The organism is Pseudomonas sp. GB2N2 (genome assembly GCF_054897705.1).
Genome location: NZ_CM142701.1, coordinates 1,664,610 through 1,680,223, shown reverse-complemented (window position 1 = coordinate 1,680,223; position 15,614 = coordinate 1,664,610). Strand labels below are relative to the sequence as shown.

Below are 15,614 nucleotides of genomic sequence, written 5' to 3'. Positions count from 1 at the left end.
CCCACGCTCTGGATGGGACGATCAGCGTTTCCTCGGGCGGTGACAGCGTTACAAATATTGTCAGTGCGTTCTTTTACGCAATCAGTACAATCGTCCGATTTGCCCACCGAGAACGGAAGCAGTACGGCGGGTAGTCTCGAGAAGTCTCATGCTCATTGGAAGCTATTCCCCGACGCTGGTGTTCGTCTCGCTCCTGGTGGCGATTCTCGCCTCGTACACCGCGCTCGACATGACCGGACGCATCGCCACTGCCAAAGGCCGTGCCGTGCATTTCTGGACCGCGGGCGGCGCGTTTGCGATGGGGATTGGCGTGTGGTCGATGCATTTCATCGGCATGCTCGCGTTCGATTTGCCGATCGAGCTCGGTTATGACCTTACGCTGACGTTACTGTCGCTGCTGATCGCGTTCCTCTCCTGCGGTTTCGCCCTGTGGCTTGTCAGCCAACCGCGACTGCCGGCCTGGCAACTGGCATCCGGCGCGCTGGTCATGGGCGCAGGCATCAGTGCCATGCATTACACCGGCATGGCGGCGATGCGCATGCAACCGGGCATCGATTATGACCCGACGCTGTTCGGCGCGTCGCTGCTGATCGCCGTCGGCGCGTCCGGCGCCGCGTTATGGATTGCCTTCCACCTGCGCCGGCATACGCCTTATGTCAGCCTGGTTCGCGGCGGCGCGGCGGTGATCATGGGCATCGCCATTGTCGGCATGCACTACACCGGCATGGCGGCCGCGCAGTTCCCCGAAGGTAGTTTCTGTGGCGCAGCGGTCAGTGGTCTGAACGGCAAAGGCCTCGACAGTCTGGTGCTGATTACCACGCTCGCGGTGCTGAGCATTGCGTTGCTCACGTCGATTCTTGATGCGCGACTGGAAGCTCGCACAGCCGAACTGGCTCAGTCTCTGACCGAAGCCAATCGTGAACTCACCCAACTGGCGTTGCACGACACCCTGACCGGCTTGCCGAATCGGGTGCTGCTAGCCGATCGCATCGGTCAAGGCATGTCGCGGGTGCAGGAGCAGGGCGGGTGTTTTGCTCTAATGTTTATAGATCTGGACGGTTTCAAGCCGGTCAACGATGCGTTCGGTCATCACATGGGCGACCTGTTGCTGCGCGAAGTTGCGCAACGCCTGCGCGAGGATTTACGCGGCCACGACACTCTGGCGCGAATCGGCGGCGACGAATTCGTGCTGCTGGTGCAACTGGCTGACGAGAACGACGCCCTGAATCTGGCTGCGCGTCAGGTCGCATTGATCGCCCGCCCGTTCCGGGTTGCCGAGCATGACCTGCAGATCTCCGCCAGTGTCGGCATCGCCCTGTACCCAGGCAACGGCCAGACCGCCGAAGAACTGCTGATGAACGCCGACGCGGCGATGTATCACGCCAAGGGCGCGGGCAAAAACGGTTACAGCTTCTTCGATGCCTCGATGAACAGCAATGCGCGCAAACAGCTGCAACTGCTGCAAGACCTGCGCAATGCGCTGGACCAGCAACAATTCAGCCTGTATTACCAGCCAAAATTCGACGCCAGCAACGGCCGACCCGTCGGCGCCGAGGCATTGCTGCGGTGGGTGCATCCAACGCAAGGCATGCTGCTGCCGGATAAATTCATTGATCTGGCGGAAAAGACCGGTCTGATCATTCCCATCGGCGACTGGGTGCTCAACGAAGCGTGCCGGCAGATGCGCGAGTGGTACGTGCTCGGCTACACCGACTGGCGCATCGCGGTGAACCTCTCGGCCTTGCAATTCTGCCACGCCGGCCTGGTGCAAAGCGTCGCCAAAGCCCTGGCCACGCACCATTTGCCGGCCAACAGCCTGACCCTGGAAATCACCGAAACCACGGCCATGAGTGACGCCGATGCGAGCATGACGGTGCTCAAGGAGCTGTCGGAGATGGGCGTCGACCTGTCCATTGACGACTTCGGGACCGGCTATTCGAGCCTGATGTACCTCAAGCGCTTGCCGGCGAATGAACTGAAGATCGACCGTGGATTTGTTCGCGACCTGGAACGTGACAGTGACGACGCGGCCATCGTTTCCGCCATCGTCGCCCTTGGTCAGGCGCTGGGCTTGCGGATCGTCGCTGAAGGGGTGGAAACCGACGTACAGCAGGATTTCCTGACCCAGCTCGGCTGCGACTCGTTGCAGGGTTATCTGCTGGGGCATCCGCTGCCGGCCAAGCAATTCATGCTCGACATCGTTCGCGCTGAACAATCTTCTGTAGCCGCGGCCGAGCTCGCGAGGCGGCGTCCGGCGGCGGAGCCGTCGTAACACCGAACGAATTGGTATTTCGGGGAAATGGCGGCGGTTGGATTCGCGACGACTTCGTCGCCGAACGCAACCTCGCAAGCTCGGCAGCTGCTACAGGTCATGCAAAAGCCGCCGATGACGGTTATTCTTGACCCCGACTGCTTACGCTGAACGGGGAAAAGCTCGCATGGACAAAGTCATCGTCATCACCGGCGGCAGCCGGGGCATCGGCGCCGCCACCGCTTTGTTGGCCGCCGGGCAGGGCTATCGAATCTGTATCAACTATCACTCTGACGAAGAGGCTGCGCACCGTGTGCTGGAGCAAGTCCGCGCCTTGGGTGTCCAGGCCATCGCGGTCCGTGCCGATGTCAGCATCGAAGACGAAGTGATTGCGCTGTTTCACCGGGTCGACACCGAACTGGGCCGGGTCACCGCGCTGGTCAACAACGCCGGCACCGTGGGACACAAATCCCGGGTCGACGAAATGTCCGAGTTCCGCATTCTCAAAACTTTCAAGACCAACGTCCTGGCGCCCATTCTTTGCGCCAAGCACGCGATCCTGCGCATGTCGCCCAGGCATGGCGGGCAGGGCGGCAGCATCGTCAATGTCTCTTCGGTCGCCTCGCGCCTGGGTGCGCCGAATGAGTATGTGGACTATGCCGCGTCCAAGGGCGCACTCGACACTTTTACCATTGGTTTGTCCAAGGAAGTCGCGGGCGAAGGCATTCGGGTCAACGCCGTGCGCCCTGGCTATATCTACACCGATTTTCACGCGTTGAGCGGCGATCCGGACCGCGTCAGCAAGCTGGAATCGGCCATTCCGATGGCCCGTGGCGGCCGGCCGGATGAGGTGGCGGAAGCGATTGTGTGGTTGTTGTCGGATAAGGCGTCGTATGCGACGGGGACGTTTGTTGATCTGGGTGGTGGGCGTTAGGCCTGAGATCTTTTTCGCCTGATCTATCGCCATCGCGAGCAGGCTCACTCCTACAGTTGATCGCGTACCTCCTGTAGGAGTGAGCCTGCTCGCGATGGCGATAGATCAGGCACACATTTTATTAAAAAGACCGCACAATCCGCCCCAACGTCTCCATAGCGTGTTCCGAGGCCTCATCCCACGGACTGCCGTAATTCAACCGAATACAATTCCTGAACCGCTGCGCTGGTGAAAAAATCGGCCCTGGCGCGATGCTGATCCCCTGTGCCAACGCCATCTGAAACAACTTCAACGAGTCCATCTGCGGCGGCAGTTCCAGCCACAGAAAGTACCCGCCCGCCGGTTGACTGACCCGCGTCTGCGCAGGGAAATAGCGCGCAATGGCCGCCAGCATCGCGTTCTGCTGCTCCTCCAGCGCATAGCGCAATTTGCGTAAATGCCGGTCATAACCACCGTGTTGCAGATAGTCGGCAATCGCCGCCTGCGCTGGCATTGATGCGCACAGTGAGGTCATGAGTTTCAACCGTTCGATCTTCTGCGCATACCGTCCCGCCGCGACCCAGCCAATCCGGTAACCGGGGGCCAGGCTTTTGGCGAACGAGCCGCAATGCATGACCAAGCCTTCGGTATCGAACGCCTTCGCCGGTTTCGGTGCCTGTTGGCCGTAATAGAGTTCGGCGTAGACATCGTCCTCGATCAGCGGGACTTGATGCCTGCGCAACAGCTCAACCAATTCCTGCTTCTTTGCCTCGGGCATGCTCGCGCCCATGGGGTTCTGGAAACTGGTCATGCACCAGCAGACCTTGATCGGATGGCGTTCCAGGGTTTGCGCGAGCACATTAAGGTCGATGCCGTCGCGGGGGTGCACGGGGATTTCCACGGCTTTGAGTTTCAGCCGTTCGAGGATTTGCAGGCACGCATAGAATGCCGGGGCCTCGATGGCCACCAGGTCGCCGGGTTCAGTGACGGCTTGCAGGCACAGGTTCAGGGCTTCCAGCGCGCCGTTGGTGATCAGCAGTTCTTCCATGGGCAGCATCAGGCCGCCAACCATGTAACGCAAGGCGATTTGCCGGCGCAGTTGCGGGTTGCCCGGCGACATGTCGGTGACGACCATGCGTGGGTCCATGTCTCGCGCGGCGCTGGCCAGGGAGCGGGACAACCGCTGCAGCGGAAACAGGGTTGGGCTGGGAAAGGCCGAACCGAACGGGACGGTGTTGGGGTCTTTGATTGAGTCGAGGACCGAGAACACCAGTTCGCTGACGTCGACTTCGGTGGACTCGTTGACGAGGCTGCTGATCACCGGCTCGGAAAACGGGCTCGGCGCGTGGGTGTTAACGAAGTAGCCAGAGCGCGGACGGGCGCGGATCAGGCCGCGACGCTCCAGTAAATAGTAGGCCTGGAACACCGTGGACGGGCTGACGCCATAGGTCTGGCTGGCGTAGCGCACGGAAGGCACGCGCTGGCCGGGGCCGAGGACGCCGGAGCGGATGAGTTCGGCGATGTCATCGGCGAATTTTTCGTAGCGTTTCATTCAAAGCCCGGTTCGTGTCATTCAGTGGAATCGAGTTGATTTCTTCGCGGGCAAGCCCGCTCCCACAGGGATTGCGGTGCTCTTGTGGGAGCGGGGTTGCTCGCGAATGGCGCACCGCAGTCTAAAGCCTTAGCGATTCATCGGCGCAACAAAGCGACTTTTCGCAACGCTGTAAATCTCAGGCTCATCGCCGTCGACCACCTTGAAGCTGATGCTTTGCGAACTGCTGTTCGGCCGTTCAGTAGTCATCGCCACCGACACCGGCACGTCGACGATCTCGCCGGGCGCCAGGCTCAGTTTGGTCTTGCCTTGCAGCTGGAAGCCGTCGCCATCCAGCAGGGTCAACCGGTAGTCCTGACGTTGCTGGGTCTTGTTGATGATTTTCAGGCTGTAGATGTTTTCGATCTGCCCTTGGCTGTTCTCGCGGAACAGGCCACGGTCCTTGCTGACATCCAGCGACACCATCGGCCGCTCGATGAGCGCCAGCGCGAGGGCGCCAATCATCAGCAGCAACACCGCGGTGTAACCGATCAACCGCGGTCGCAGCAAATGGGTCTTGCCGCCCTGCAACTCGCGCTCCGAGGTGTAGCTGATCAGCCCACGGGCGTAGCCCATTTTGTCCATGATCGAATCACAGGCGTCGATACACGCAGCACAACCGATGCACTCCATTTGCAGGCCATCACGAATGTCGATGCCGGTCGGGCACACCTGCACGCAGAGTTGGCAATCGACGCAATCACCCAGGCCCACCTCGGCAGGTTTCACATTGCGTTTACGCGGGCCACGGTTTTCGCCGCGGGCGACGTCGTAGGAAATGGTCAGGGTGTCCTTGTCGAACATCACACTCTGAAACCGCGCATACGGGCACATGTGCATGCACACCGCTTCGCGCAGCCAACCGGCGTTGATGTACGTGGCGCCGGAAAAAAACAGCACCCAGAACAGGCTGACGCCGCCCATCTGCAAGGTCAGCAGCTCTTCGGCCAGCGGCCGGATCGGCGTGAAGTAGCCGACGAAGGTCAGGCCGGTGAGCAGGCTGATCGCCAGCCACAGCGTGTGCTTGGCCGCGCGACGCATCAGTTTGTTCAAGCCCCAGGGCGCGGCTTGCAGTTTGATTCGCTGATTGCGCTCGCCTTCGGTGAGCTTCTCGCACCACATGAAAATCCAGGTCCACGAGCTCTGCGGGCAGGTGTAGCCACACCAGACGCGACCGGCAAACACGGTGATCGCAAACAAACCGAATGCAGCAATGATCAGCAATGCCGAGAGCAGGATGAAATCCTGTGGCCAGAAGGTTGCGCCGAAGATGTGAAATTTGCTTTCGGCAAGGTCCCAGAGCACCGCCTGGCGGTCTCCCCAGTTCAACCAGACCGTACCGAAGAACAGCAGAAAGAGAAAACCGGCGCCGCTCATGCGTAGCGTACGGAACAGCCCGGTGAAGCTGCGGGTGTGGATCAGGTGATCGCTGGACTTGACCTTCGGACGCGAAGGCTCAAATGTCTCTACGGTTCGGACGGGAATTCTTTCGCTCATGGTCTTTCGCTCATCAGCCTCCATCAGGCCGGAGCACTATGAGTGTCGATCTGTTTGCATAACAGACTCAGGTATCGCAATAAAAAGCGGATCAGATGGGCGCTGAGCCGCTAATTGCGACAACGTGAAGTACCTGTCGCAACACGGTGCGGGCTCCTATATCAGACGCCCGTGGGGGGAGTTGATCCGGATCAGTCAAATCACCGAATCACTGTCCGTAGCCTTCAAATGCCGACGACCGTCCACGGCGCCTGCTACGGTCAATGCATCGGCTTCTGCTTCGGTGATGTAAAACCGCTCACCATTAATGTCTACGAATGACATGGCTTTTTCGCCATCGGTACTTATGGTGACGTCCGGGCCCAGACGAATTTCTTCGCTGCTTTCGGTGGTAAAAAAGCAGGTTTGATCTTGAGTACGCACAGTCATGGGAGTGTCCTTTTCTTCTGTGGGGTCTAGTGGTTTAGGACACAGTGCGCAGCCATCGTTCTGTGCAACCGATTAATGGTCGGCGAGGTCAATCCTCTCATCACCAATAACAAGGACTGAAACATGGACGCTTGGTGGCATGAGGTTTGGACGACGCTGCAAGCGGAATTCGCCGACATCGGCGACGCCGCACAACTGACACGCATTACCGTAAGACTGCTGATAGCCGCCATTTTGGGTGCCATCCTCGGTTTCGAACGCGAGCACAAGGGCAAAGCCGCCGGGGTGCGCACGCACATGCTGGTCGCACTGGGCGCTGCACTTTTCGTGCTGGTGCCACAAATGTCCGGCTCCCAGGCGGATGCCATGAGTCGCGTGGTGCAAGGCGTTATCGCGGGGATTGGTTTCCTCGGCGCCGGCACCATCCTGAAAAACCAGGAAGGTGAGGGAGGCCATGTAAAAGGCCTGACCACCGCCGCCGGGTTATGGATGACGGCGGCGATTGGGGTATCGGCCGGGTTGGGACGTGAATCGACGGCGGTGTTCAGTACGTTGCTGGCGCTGGCGATTTTCAGCGTGATGCCGAGGATCGTGAAGAGGCTGGATAAGGACAAAGATCCATTGTAGGAGCGAGCCTGCTCGCGATGATCGTCAACGAAAACGCTGGATGCCTGGTTCAACGAGGCGATCTCAGGTTCTTCGAGCGCAAGCTCGCTCCTACAAAGTCAGGCGAGGCTAATCAGGGGCTGACGATCACCGGCGGCATGGTCGCCGGTGGGTCCTCTTGCGCGGGCGGTGTTGTGCCTGGCGGCTCCTGTTCCGGCACCGGCACCGGCTCGGTCGGCGGAATGGTCGGGTTATCGATGTTCGGATCGGGCGTTTCAGCCGGGATGGGAATAGTCATCGTGAAGCCTCCAGTGGCACATGGCGTAAGTCGTGCTTAAGTTGACTGACAGTTGGTTGACCACGGCGCACAGGAATTGATTCCGCCGGACACACCGGCACATCCACGTGAACTTTACCAAGGCCTGTCGCTCGGAACCTAGGTGAGTTCATTCCGGGCCGACGGCTTTGCGCGAATGATGACCACGCACATGAGCGTCCATGGGGCGTACAGGAGAGATGCTCGATGACTGCCGAAAAACCGACAGAGCTGAACTACAACCCTCACATGCCGCTGTCGCAGGCCTTACTGCTGCCGCGCATCGCGATTGAAGACACCATGCCGACCCTCGATGGCGGGCAATTTGCCGTCAAAGCTGTTGTGGGGGGCGACGTGGTGGTCACCAGCAAAGTCTTTGCCGATGGTCACGATAAGCTGGCGGTCCGGGTGCGCTGGCGTGCCGACGGCGAGGAAATCTGGCATACCGCAGTCATGGGCGAGCTGGGCAATAACGGCTATCAAGGCCAGTTCCGCGTCGAGCGCCAGGGCCGGCATGTGTTTTGCGTAGAGGCCTGGATCGATCAGTTCGCCAGTTTTTGCTACGAGTTGGAGAAAAAGCACACGGCCCGCGTGCCGGTGAGCCTCGAGTTGCAGGAAGGCCGGACTCTGGTTCATCAGGCCGCCGAACGCAGCGAAGGGCCTCTAAGCGAAGAGCTGGCAGCGCTGCACCATGAATTGTCGGGACTGCTCGAAATCGAGCAAGTCGCGCTGTTTCTGCACCCGCGTAGCGCTGACTCGATGGCCCAGGCTGATCACCGCGCTTACTTGAGCTTCAGTCCCGAGTATCCGCTGGACGTCGAGCGTGAACTCGCGCAGTTCGCCAGTTGGTATGAATTGTTTCCGCGCTCGGTCACCGACGATCCTGCTCGCCATGGCACCTTCCATGACGTGCATTCGCGGCTGGCGATGATTCAGGACATGGGCTTCGACGTGCTGTACTTCCCGCCGATCCACCCGATTGGTCGCAGCTACCGTAAAGGCCCGAACAATTCCCTCACGGCGGGCCCTGACGATCCTGGCAGTCCGTACGCGATCGGCAGCGAGGAAGGCGGGCACGAGGCGATTCACTCCGAACTGGGCACTCGCGAGGACTTCCGGCGGTTGGTAGCCGCAGCGGCTGATCATGGCCTGGAAATCGCCCTCGATTTCGCCATCCAGTGTTCGCAGGATCACCCGTGGCTGAAGCAGCACCCGGGCTGGTTCAATTGGCGGCCGGACGGCACGATCAAATACGCCGAGAACCCGCCGAAGAAATACCAGGACATCGTCAACGTCGATTTTTATGCCGCGGAGGCGATTCCGAGTCTTTGGGTGGAATTGCGCGACATCGTGGTGGGTTGGGTCGAGGAGGGCGTGAAGATCTTTCGTGTCGACAATCCGCACACTAAACCATTGCCGTTCTGGCAGTGGCTGATTGCCGATGTGCGGGCGCTCTACCCGGAGGTGATTTTCCTCGCCGAGGCGTTTACCACGCCAGCGATGATGGCGCGTCTGGGCAAGGTCGGTTATTCGCAGAGCTACACCTATTTCACCTGGCGCAATACCAAGTACGAGCTGTCGACCTACTTCAGCGAACTCAATGAATCGCCGTGGCGCGAATGCTATCGCCCGAACTTTTTCGTCAATACACCGGACATTAATCCGGGGTTCTTGCACGAGTCCGGACGCGGCGGTTTTCTGATCCGTGCGGCACTGGCCACCATGGGTTCCGGGTTGTGGGGCATGTATTCGGGCTTCGAATTGTGCGAAGCGGCGCCAGTACCGGGGAAGGAGGAGTACCTCAACTCCGAGAAGTATGAAATCCGCCCACGGGATTACACCGCGCCGGGCAACATCATCGCCGAGATTGCCCAGCTCAACCGCATTCGCCGACAGAACCCGGCCTTGCACACGCACTTGGGCCTGACGGTCTATAACGCCTGGAACGACAACATTCTGTATTTCGGCAAACGCAGTGCGGATGGCAGTAACTTCATTCTGGTGGCGGTCAGCCTTGATCCGCATAACGTGCAGGAGGCGAATTTCGAATTGCCGCTGTGGGAAATGGGCTTGCCTGACGACGCCAGCGTTCAGGGCGAAGACTTGATGAGCGGCCATCGCTGGACGTGGCATGGCAAGTACCAGTTCATGCGAATCGACCCGGCGCATCAGCCGTTCGGGATTTGGCGGATTACCCTTTAGCACGATCCGTGTGCGAGCGAGCCTGCTCGCGATGGCGGTGTGTCATTAAACATGGATGTCGGCTGATACACCGCTATCGCGAGCAGGCTCGCTCCTACAGGTGATGCATCGCAATCGCAGCGGCTTTTCGATTTCTACAGGAGTTTCAAATGGCGAAGAAACCCACGGCTGCCACCTTTATCAAAGACCCGCTCTGGTACAAGGACGCGGTGATCTATCAAGTTCACGTCAAGTCTTTTTTCGACTCTAACAACGACGGGATCGGCGATTTTCCCGGTCTTATCGCCAAACTCGATTACATTGCCGACCTCGGCGTCAACACCATCTGGCTCCTGCCGTTCTACCCGTCACCACGACGTGATGACGGCTACGACATTGCCGAATACCGTGGCGTGCATCCCGACTACGGCACCATGGCCGATGCCAAGCGATTCATTGCCGAAGCGCACAAACGCGGTCTGCGGGTGATCACCGAACTGGTCATCAACCACACTTCAGACCAGCACGCCTGGTTCCAGCGCGCGCGCAAAGCCAAACCCGGCTCGGCGGCGCGGGACTTCTATGTCTGGTCCGATGACGATCAAAAATACGACGGCACCCGCATCATCTTTCTCGACACCGAGAAGTCCAACTGGACTTGGGACCCGGTCGCCGGCCAGTACTTCTGGCACCGTTTCTATTCCCACCAGCCGGACCTGAATTTCGACAACCCTCAAGTCATGAAAGCGGTGCTGTCAGTCATGCGCTACTGGCTCGACATGGGCATCGACGGCCTGCGGCTGGATGCGATTCCGTATCTCATCGAACGGGACGGCACCCACAACGAAAACCTGCCCGAGACCCACGACGTCCTCAAGCAGATTCGTGCGGAAATCGATGCCAATTACCCCGACCGCATGCTGCTGGCCGAGGCCAACCAATGGCCGGAAGACACGCAACTGTACTTCGGCGAGACCGACGCCAAGGGGCTCAATGGCGATGAGTGTCACATGGCGTTTCACTTCCCGTTGATGCCGCGCATGTACATGGCGCTGGCTCAGGAGGACCGTTTTCCGATTACCGATATCATGCGCCAGACCCCGGAAATCCCGGCCAACTGCCAGTGGGCGATTTTCCTGCGCAACCACGATGAGTTGACCCTCGAGATGGTCACCGACAAAGAGCGCGACTACCTGTGGAATTACTACGCGGCCGACCGTCGTGCGCGGATCAACCTGGGGATTCGCCGTCGCCTCGCACCGTTGATGGAGCGCGACCGTCGCCGTGTGGAATTGCTCAACAGCCTGCTGCTGTCGATGCCCGGCACGCCGACGATGTATTACGGCGATGAAATCGGCATGGGCGACAACATCTACCTCGGCGACCGCGATGGTGTGCGCACGCCGATGCAGTGGTCGATCGATCGCAACGGCGGCTTCTCCCGCGCCGACCCGGCGAGCCTGGTGCTGCCACCGATCATGGACCCGCAATACGGTTACCTGTCGGTCAACGTCGAAACCCAGGCTGGCGACCCGCATTCGCTGCTCAACTGGACCCGACGCATGCTTGCTGTGCGCAAGCAGTCCAAGGCGTTCGGGCGCGGCACGCTGAAAATGCTTTCACCGAGCAACCGCCGGATTCTGGCCTACACCCGCGAATACACGGGGCCGGACGGCAAGCATGAAATCATCCTCTGCGTGGCCAACGTGTCGCGCAGTGCGCAAGCGGCAGAACTGGACTTGTCGGCCTTCGTCGGCATGGTGCCGGTGGAAATGCTCGGTGGTAACGCCTTCCCGCCGATTGGCCAGTTGAATTTCCTCCTGACCCTGGCGCCGTACGGTTTCTATTGGTTTGTACTGGCTGCGGAGAATCAAATGCCGAGCTGGCATGTGGAACCGGCGCAGAGCCTGCCGGACTTCACCACCCTGGTGCTGAAGAAACGCATGGAAGAACTGCTCGAAGCGCCGTCTCGCGGCACGCTGGAGCAGGGCATCCTGCCAAGCTGGTTGCAGAACCGGCGCTGGTTCGCGGGCAAGGATGCCGCCATCGAAAAGGTCAACCTGGCCTACGGTGTGCGCTTCGGCGACGCACAGCACTCGGTGCTGCTGAGCGAAATCGAAGTCACCAGCGGCGGACAGACCAGTCGCTACCAATTGCCGTTCGGCTTTATTGCCGAGGATCAGGTTGGCCCGGCGCTGCCGCAGCAACTGGCACTGTCGCGGGTACGACGTGGGCCGCAGGTGGGTTTGATCACTGATGCATTCAGCCTCGAAAATTTCATCCTCGCGGTGTTGCGAGGTATGCAGGAAAACATCGTGTTGCCTTCGGATGGCGGCGAGATCCGTTTCGAGCCGACTGCCGAGCTGGCCAAATTGGGCTTGGGCGCTGACTCGGAAGTGCGCTACCTCTCTGCGGAACAGTCCAACAGTTCTGTGGTGATCGGCAAGAGCCTGGTGCTCAAACTGATCCGCAAGATCGCTTCGGGCGTGCACCCGGAGCTGGAAATGAGCGCGTACCTGACCAATGCCGGTTTCGCCAACATCTCGCCGCTGCTGGGTTCGGTGGTTCGCCGCGACGCCAAGGGCGAAGACAATCTGCTGATGATCGCCCAAGGCTATTTGAGCAATCAGGGCGATGCGTGGGAATGGACACAGAACAACCTCGAACGGGCGTTGCGCGACGAACTGGCCGACGCCATGTCCGAGCAGGACCAGCATTACAACGCCCTCGGCGAGCTGCGCGATTTTGCCGGCATGCTCGGTCAGCGTCTGGGGGAAATGCACCAGGTGCTGGCCGCGCCGACCGATGACCCAGACTTCGCGCCGCGCGTCACCTCGCAAAAAGACGCCTTGGCCTCGGCCAAGGATGTCGCGGCGCAACTGGAACATGCGCTGAAGTTGCTCAAACAGCATCAACACGAACTGAACCCGGCGGACAAAACCCTGGTCACTCGTTTGCTCGACAACAAAAAAGCCATCTTCAGCCATGTCCAGGAATTGGGCAGGAAGGCCACTGGTGGCTTGCGGATTCGCGTCCATGGCGATTTGCACCTCGGGCAAGTGTTGGTGATCAAGGGCGATGCTTACCTGATCGACTTCGAAGGCGAGCCGGCTAGGCCATTGCCCGAGCGGCGCGGCAAGCACAGCCCGTACAAAGATGTCAGCGGTGTGTTGCGTTCGTTCGATTACGCGGCGGCCATGGCAATCAATGTGAACAACGTTGATAACACCGCCGATGCCCAAACCGCGCGCCAGCGAGTCGCCGATCGCTACTTAATTGAGGCGAAACAGGCATTTGTCGACGCTTATCGGCTGGCGGCAGCTAGTCTTGCTCATGCGTGGCAAGATCCGGAAGGCGAGGACGCCGCGCTGGCGTTGTTCGGTCTGGAGAAGGCGGCGTATGAGGTGGCCTATGAGGCAGAGAACCGGCCGACCTGGCTACCCGTGCCATTGCACGGTTTATATGGATTATTGAGTGGGCTTAAACCCTTTTCCGATCTTGGTGGAGAGTAGTCATGAGTTTCTCGAACAAGGAACAGGGTCACGCTAAAGAGGCGTTACTGCCCGGACCGCGGGACATCGACGCGCTGGTACGCGCCGAACATCAAGACCCTTTTGCAATTCTCGGCCCCCATGGCGACGACGCCGGCGGCCAATTCATTCGAGCGTATCTGCCAGACGCGCTGAGCGTGCAAGTGCTGGCCAAAGACTCCGGCGAAGAAGTCGGGACATTGGAGGCTTCTGATACGCCAGGGCTGTTCGTCGGCCATTTCAATCGGGCGCAGCCGTATGTACTGCGCACCCGCTGGGCCGGCGGGGAGCAAACCTCGGAAGACCCTTACAGCTTCGGGCCGTTGCTCGGCGAGATGGATTTGTACCTGTTCGCGGAGGGCAATCACCGGGACCTCAGCAGTTGCCTCGGTGCGCAGCTGCAAAATGTCGATGGCGTCGATGGCGTGCGTTTTGCCGTGTGGGCGCCGAACGCCAGGCGGGTGTCGGTGGTCGGTGATTTCAACAACTGGGACGGTCGTCGGCATCCGATGCGCTTGCGCCATCCGACGGGCGTCTGGGAGTTGTTCCTCCCGCGCCTGCAGGCGGGCGAAGCCTATAAATACGAAATCCTCGGCGAACACGGCATTCTGCCGCTCAAGGCCGATCCGATGGCCCTCGCAACCACGCTGCCACCGGATACGGCCTCGAAAGTCGCCTCACCGCTGAGTATCGAGTGGCAGGACCACGAATGGATGCAGGCCCGGGCTGAGCGTTCAACCCCAAGTGCGCCTTTGTCGATCTACGAATTACACGCCGGTTCCTGGCAGTGCGAACTGAACGATCTCGGCGAAGTCGCTCGCCAGTACACCTGGCATGAGCTGGGCGAACGCCTGATTCCGTACGTGAAGGAATTGGGCTTCACCCACATCGAATTGATGCCGATCATGGAACACCCGTTCGGTGGTTCGTGGGGCTATCAACTGCTCTCGCAATTCGCCCCGAGCGCCCGCTACGGTTCGCCGGATGATTTCGCCGCCTTCGTCAACGCCTGCCACCTGGCGGACATTGGCGTGATTCTCGATTGGGTGCCGGCGCATTTCCCGACGGATACCCACGGTCTTGCTCAATTCGACGGCACTGCGCTGTACGAATATGGCAACCCGCAGGAAGGTTTTCACCAGGATTGGGACACACTGATCTACAACCTCGGCCGCACCGAAGTGCACGGCTACATGCTGGCTTCGGGGCTGCACTGGCTCAAGCACTTCCACGTTGATGGCCTGCGCGTCGATGCGGTGGCTTCGATGCTGTATCGCGATTACTCGCGCAAGGCCGGCGAGTGGGTGCCGAACCGTCACGGCGGTCGGGAAAATCTCGAAGCCATCGACTTCCTGCGCCACCTCAACGACGTGGTCAACCTCGAAGCGCCCGGTGCGATGGTGATCGCCGAAGAGTCCACGGCATGGCCCGGCGTCAGCCAGAGCACGCAGCAAGGCGGTCTGGGTTTCGACTACAAATGGAACATGGGCTGGATGCACGATTCGCTGCATTACATCCAGCAAGACCCGGTGTACCGCGGGCATCACCACAACGAGCTGAGTTTTGGTCTGGTGTATGCCTGGTCCGAGCGCTTCATCCTGCCGATTTCCCATGACGAAGTGGTGCACGGCAAACACTCGCTGATCGACAAGATGCCGGGCGACCGCTGGCAAAAATTCGCCAACCTGCGGGCGTATCTAACGTTCATGTGGGCGCATCCGGGCAAGAAGCTGCTCTTCATGGGCTGCGAGTTTGGCCAATGGCGCGAATGGAATCACGATCAGCAGCTGGATTGGTATCTGCTGCAGTACTCGGAACACAAAGGCGTGCAGAAACTGGTTGGCGACCTCAATCGGTTTTACCGCGAAGAGCCGGCATTGCATGACCAGGATGCTGCGCCTCAGGGCTTCCAGTGGTTGATTGGCGATGATGCGATCAACAGCGTTTACGCATTCCTGCGCTGGAGCAAGGATGGCCGGCCGGTGTTGGTGGTGGCTAACTTCACCCCGGTGCCGCGAGAGGCTTATCGCATCGGCGTGCCGTTTGCCGGGCGTTGGTTGGAAGTGGTGAACAGTGATTCGGAGAAGTACGCGGGTTCGAATTACGGGAATGGCGGCGGGGCGTTTACCGAGGCCGAACCGAGCCATGGGCAAGCGGAATCGCTGGTGTTGAATTTGCCGCCGTTGGCGGTGTTGATGTTGCGGCCGGAGGGTTGATCCAGAACCGCGTCGCATTCATCGCGAGCAGGCTCACTCCTACAGGTGTAGCGTAAATACTGTAGGAGTGAGTCTGCTCCGGGC

The 15,614-nt window shown here is 59.9% G+C and carries 10 protein-coding genes; 6 read left to right on the top strand and 4 right to left on the bottom strand.

Going from position 1 to position 15,614, the window contains the following annotated elements:
* The first annotated feature begins 148 nt into the window (after window positions 1-148).
* Window positions 149-2,272: a putative bifunctional diguanylate cyclase/phosphodiesterase gene (locus ACYZT4_RS07685; protein ID WP_461986627.1), complete on the top strand. Its 2,124-nt coding sequence runs from the start codon at window positions 149-151 to the stop codon at window positions 2,270-2,272.
* 166 nt (window positions 2,273-2,438) lie between these two features.
* Entirely contained in the window at window positions 2,439-3,185 is a 747-nt protein-coding gene (locus tag ACYZT4_RS07680; protein WP_461986625.1) for an SDR family oxidoreductase, read from the top strand.
* Between the two features lie 121 nt (window positions 3,186-3,306).
* Here ACYZT4_RS07680 and mapR read toward each other — a convergent pair whose 3' ends face one another.
* The 3 genes from mapR to ACYZT4_RS07665 form a co-directional block, all read right to left on the bottom strand.
* On the bottom strand, window positions 3,307-4,716 hold the full coding sequence (mapR, locus tag ACYZT4_RS07675) for a GntR family transcriptional regulator MpaR (RefSeq protein ID WP_461986623.1): 1,410 nt from the start codon (window positions 4,714-4,716) through the stop codon (window positions 3,307-3,309).
* 129 nt (window positions 4,717-4,845) lie between these two features.
* Window positions 4,846-6,252, bottom strand: coding sequence for a cytochrome c oxidase accessory protein CcoG (ccoG, locus tag ACYZT4_RS07670; protein ID WP_461986621.1), 1,407 nt, complete (start codon window positions 6,250-6,252; stop codon window positions 4,846-4,848).
* Between the two features lie 195 nt (window positions 6,253-6,447).
* Window positions 6,448-6,681 carry a DUF3203 family protein gene (locus ACYZT4_RS07665; protein ID WP_461986619.1) on the bottom strand — a complete coding sequence of 78 codons (234 nt, stop codon included), beginning with the start codon at window positions 6,679-6,681 and terminating at the stop codon, window positions 6,448-6,450.
* A gap of 123 nt (window positions 6,682-6,804) precedes the next feature.
* Here ACYZT4_RS07665 and ACYZT4_RS07660 point away from each other — a divergent pair, with 123 nt between their 5' ends.
* On the top strand, window positions 6,805-7,308 hold the full coding sequence (locus ACYZT4_RS07660) for an MgtC/SapB family protein (protein ID WP_461986617.1): 504 nt from the start codon (window positions 6,805-6,807) through the stop codon (window positions 7,306-7,308).
* 112 nt (window positions 7,309-7,420) lie between these two features.
* Here ACYZT4_RS07660 and ACYZT4_RS07655 read toward each other — a convergent pair whose 3' ends face one another.
* Complete coding sequence (locus ACYZT4_RS07655) at window positions 7,421-7,585, bottom strand: hypothetical protein (RefSeq protein ID WP_461986615.1); 165 nt, start codon at window positions 7,583-7,585, stop codon at window positions 7,421-7,423.
* Between the two features lie 225 nt (window positions 7,586-7,810).
* Between ACYZT4_RS07655 and ACYZT4_RS07650 the strand changes: the two genes are divergently transcribed.
* The 3 genes from ACYZT4_RS07650 to glgB all read left to right on the top strand — a co-directional run bounded on the left by ACYZT4_RS07650 (window position 7,811) and on the right by glgB (window position 15,530).
* Window positions 7,811-9,805, top strand: a complete 1,995-nt coding sequence (locus ACYZT4_RS07650) for an alpha-1,4-glucan--maltose-1-phosphate maltosyltransferase (RefSeq protein WP_461986613.1) — start codon at window positions 7,811-7,813, stop codon at window positions 9,803-9,805.
* Window positions 9,806-9,954: 149 nt separating this feature from the next.
* Complete coding sequence (gene treS / locus ACYZT4_RS07645; protein ID WP_461986611.1) at window positions 9,955-13,296, top strand: maltose alpha-D-glucosyltransferase; 3,342 nt, start codon at window positions 9,955-9,957, stop codon at window positions 13,294-13,296.
* A gap of 2 nt (window positions 13,297-13,298) precedes the next feature.
* A complete protein-coding gene (gene glgB / locus ACYZT4_RS07640; RefSeq protein ID WP_461986609.1) occupies window positions 13,299-15,530 on the top strand; it encodes a 1,4-alpha-glucan branching protein GlgB in 2,232 nt (743 codons plus the stop codon).
* Window positions 15,531-15,614: the final 84 nt, after the last annotated feature.

Bases quoted from the DNA above. Each gene is read 5' to 3' on its own strand.
- ACYZT4_RS07655 (WP_461986615.1), bottom strand. From the start codon at position 7,585: ATGACTATTCCCATCCCGGCTGAAACGCCCGATCCGAACATCGATAAC.
- ccoG (WP_461986621.1), bottom strand. From the start codon at position 6,252: ATGAGCGAAAGAATTCCCGTCCGAACCGTAGAGACATTTGAGCCTTCG.
- ACYZT4_RS07685 (WP_461986627.1), top strand. From the start codon at position 149: ATGCTCATTGGAAGCTATTCCCCGACGCTGGTGTTCGTCTCGCTCCTG.
- mapR (WP_461986623.1), bottom strand. From the start codon at position 4,716: ATGAAACGCTACGAAAAATTCGCCGATGACATCGCCGAACTCATCCGC.
- treS (WP_461986611.1), top strand. From the start codon at position 9,955: ATGGCGAAGAAACCCACGGCTGCCACCTTTATCAAAGACCCGCTCTGG.
- ACYZT4_RS07665 (WP_461986619.1), bottom strand. From the start codon at position 6,681: ATGACTGTGCGTACTCAAGATCAAACCTGCTTTTTTACCACCGAAAGC.
- ACYZT4_RS07650 (WP_461986613.1), top strand. From the start codon at position 7,811: ATGACTGCCGAAAAACCGACAGAGCTGAACTACAACCCTCACATGCCG.
- ACYZT4_RS07680 (WP_461986625.1), top strand. From the start codon at position 2,439: ATGGACAAAGTCATCGTCATCACCGGCGGCAGCCGGGGCATCGGCGCC.
- ACYZT4_RS07660 (WP_461986617.1), top strand. From the start codon at position 6,805: ATGGACGCTTGGTGGCATGAGGTTTGGACGACGCTGCAAGCGGAATTC.
- glgB (WP_461986609.1), top strand. From the start codon at position 13,299: ATGAGTTTCTCGAACAAGGAACAGGGTCACGCTAAAGAGGCGTTACTG.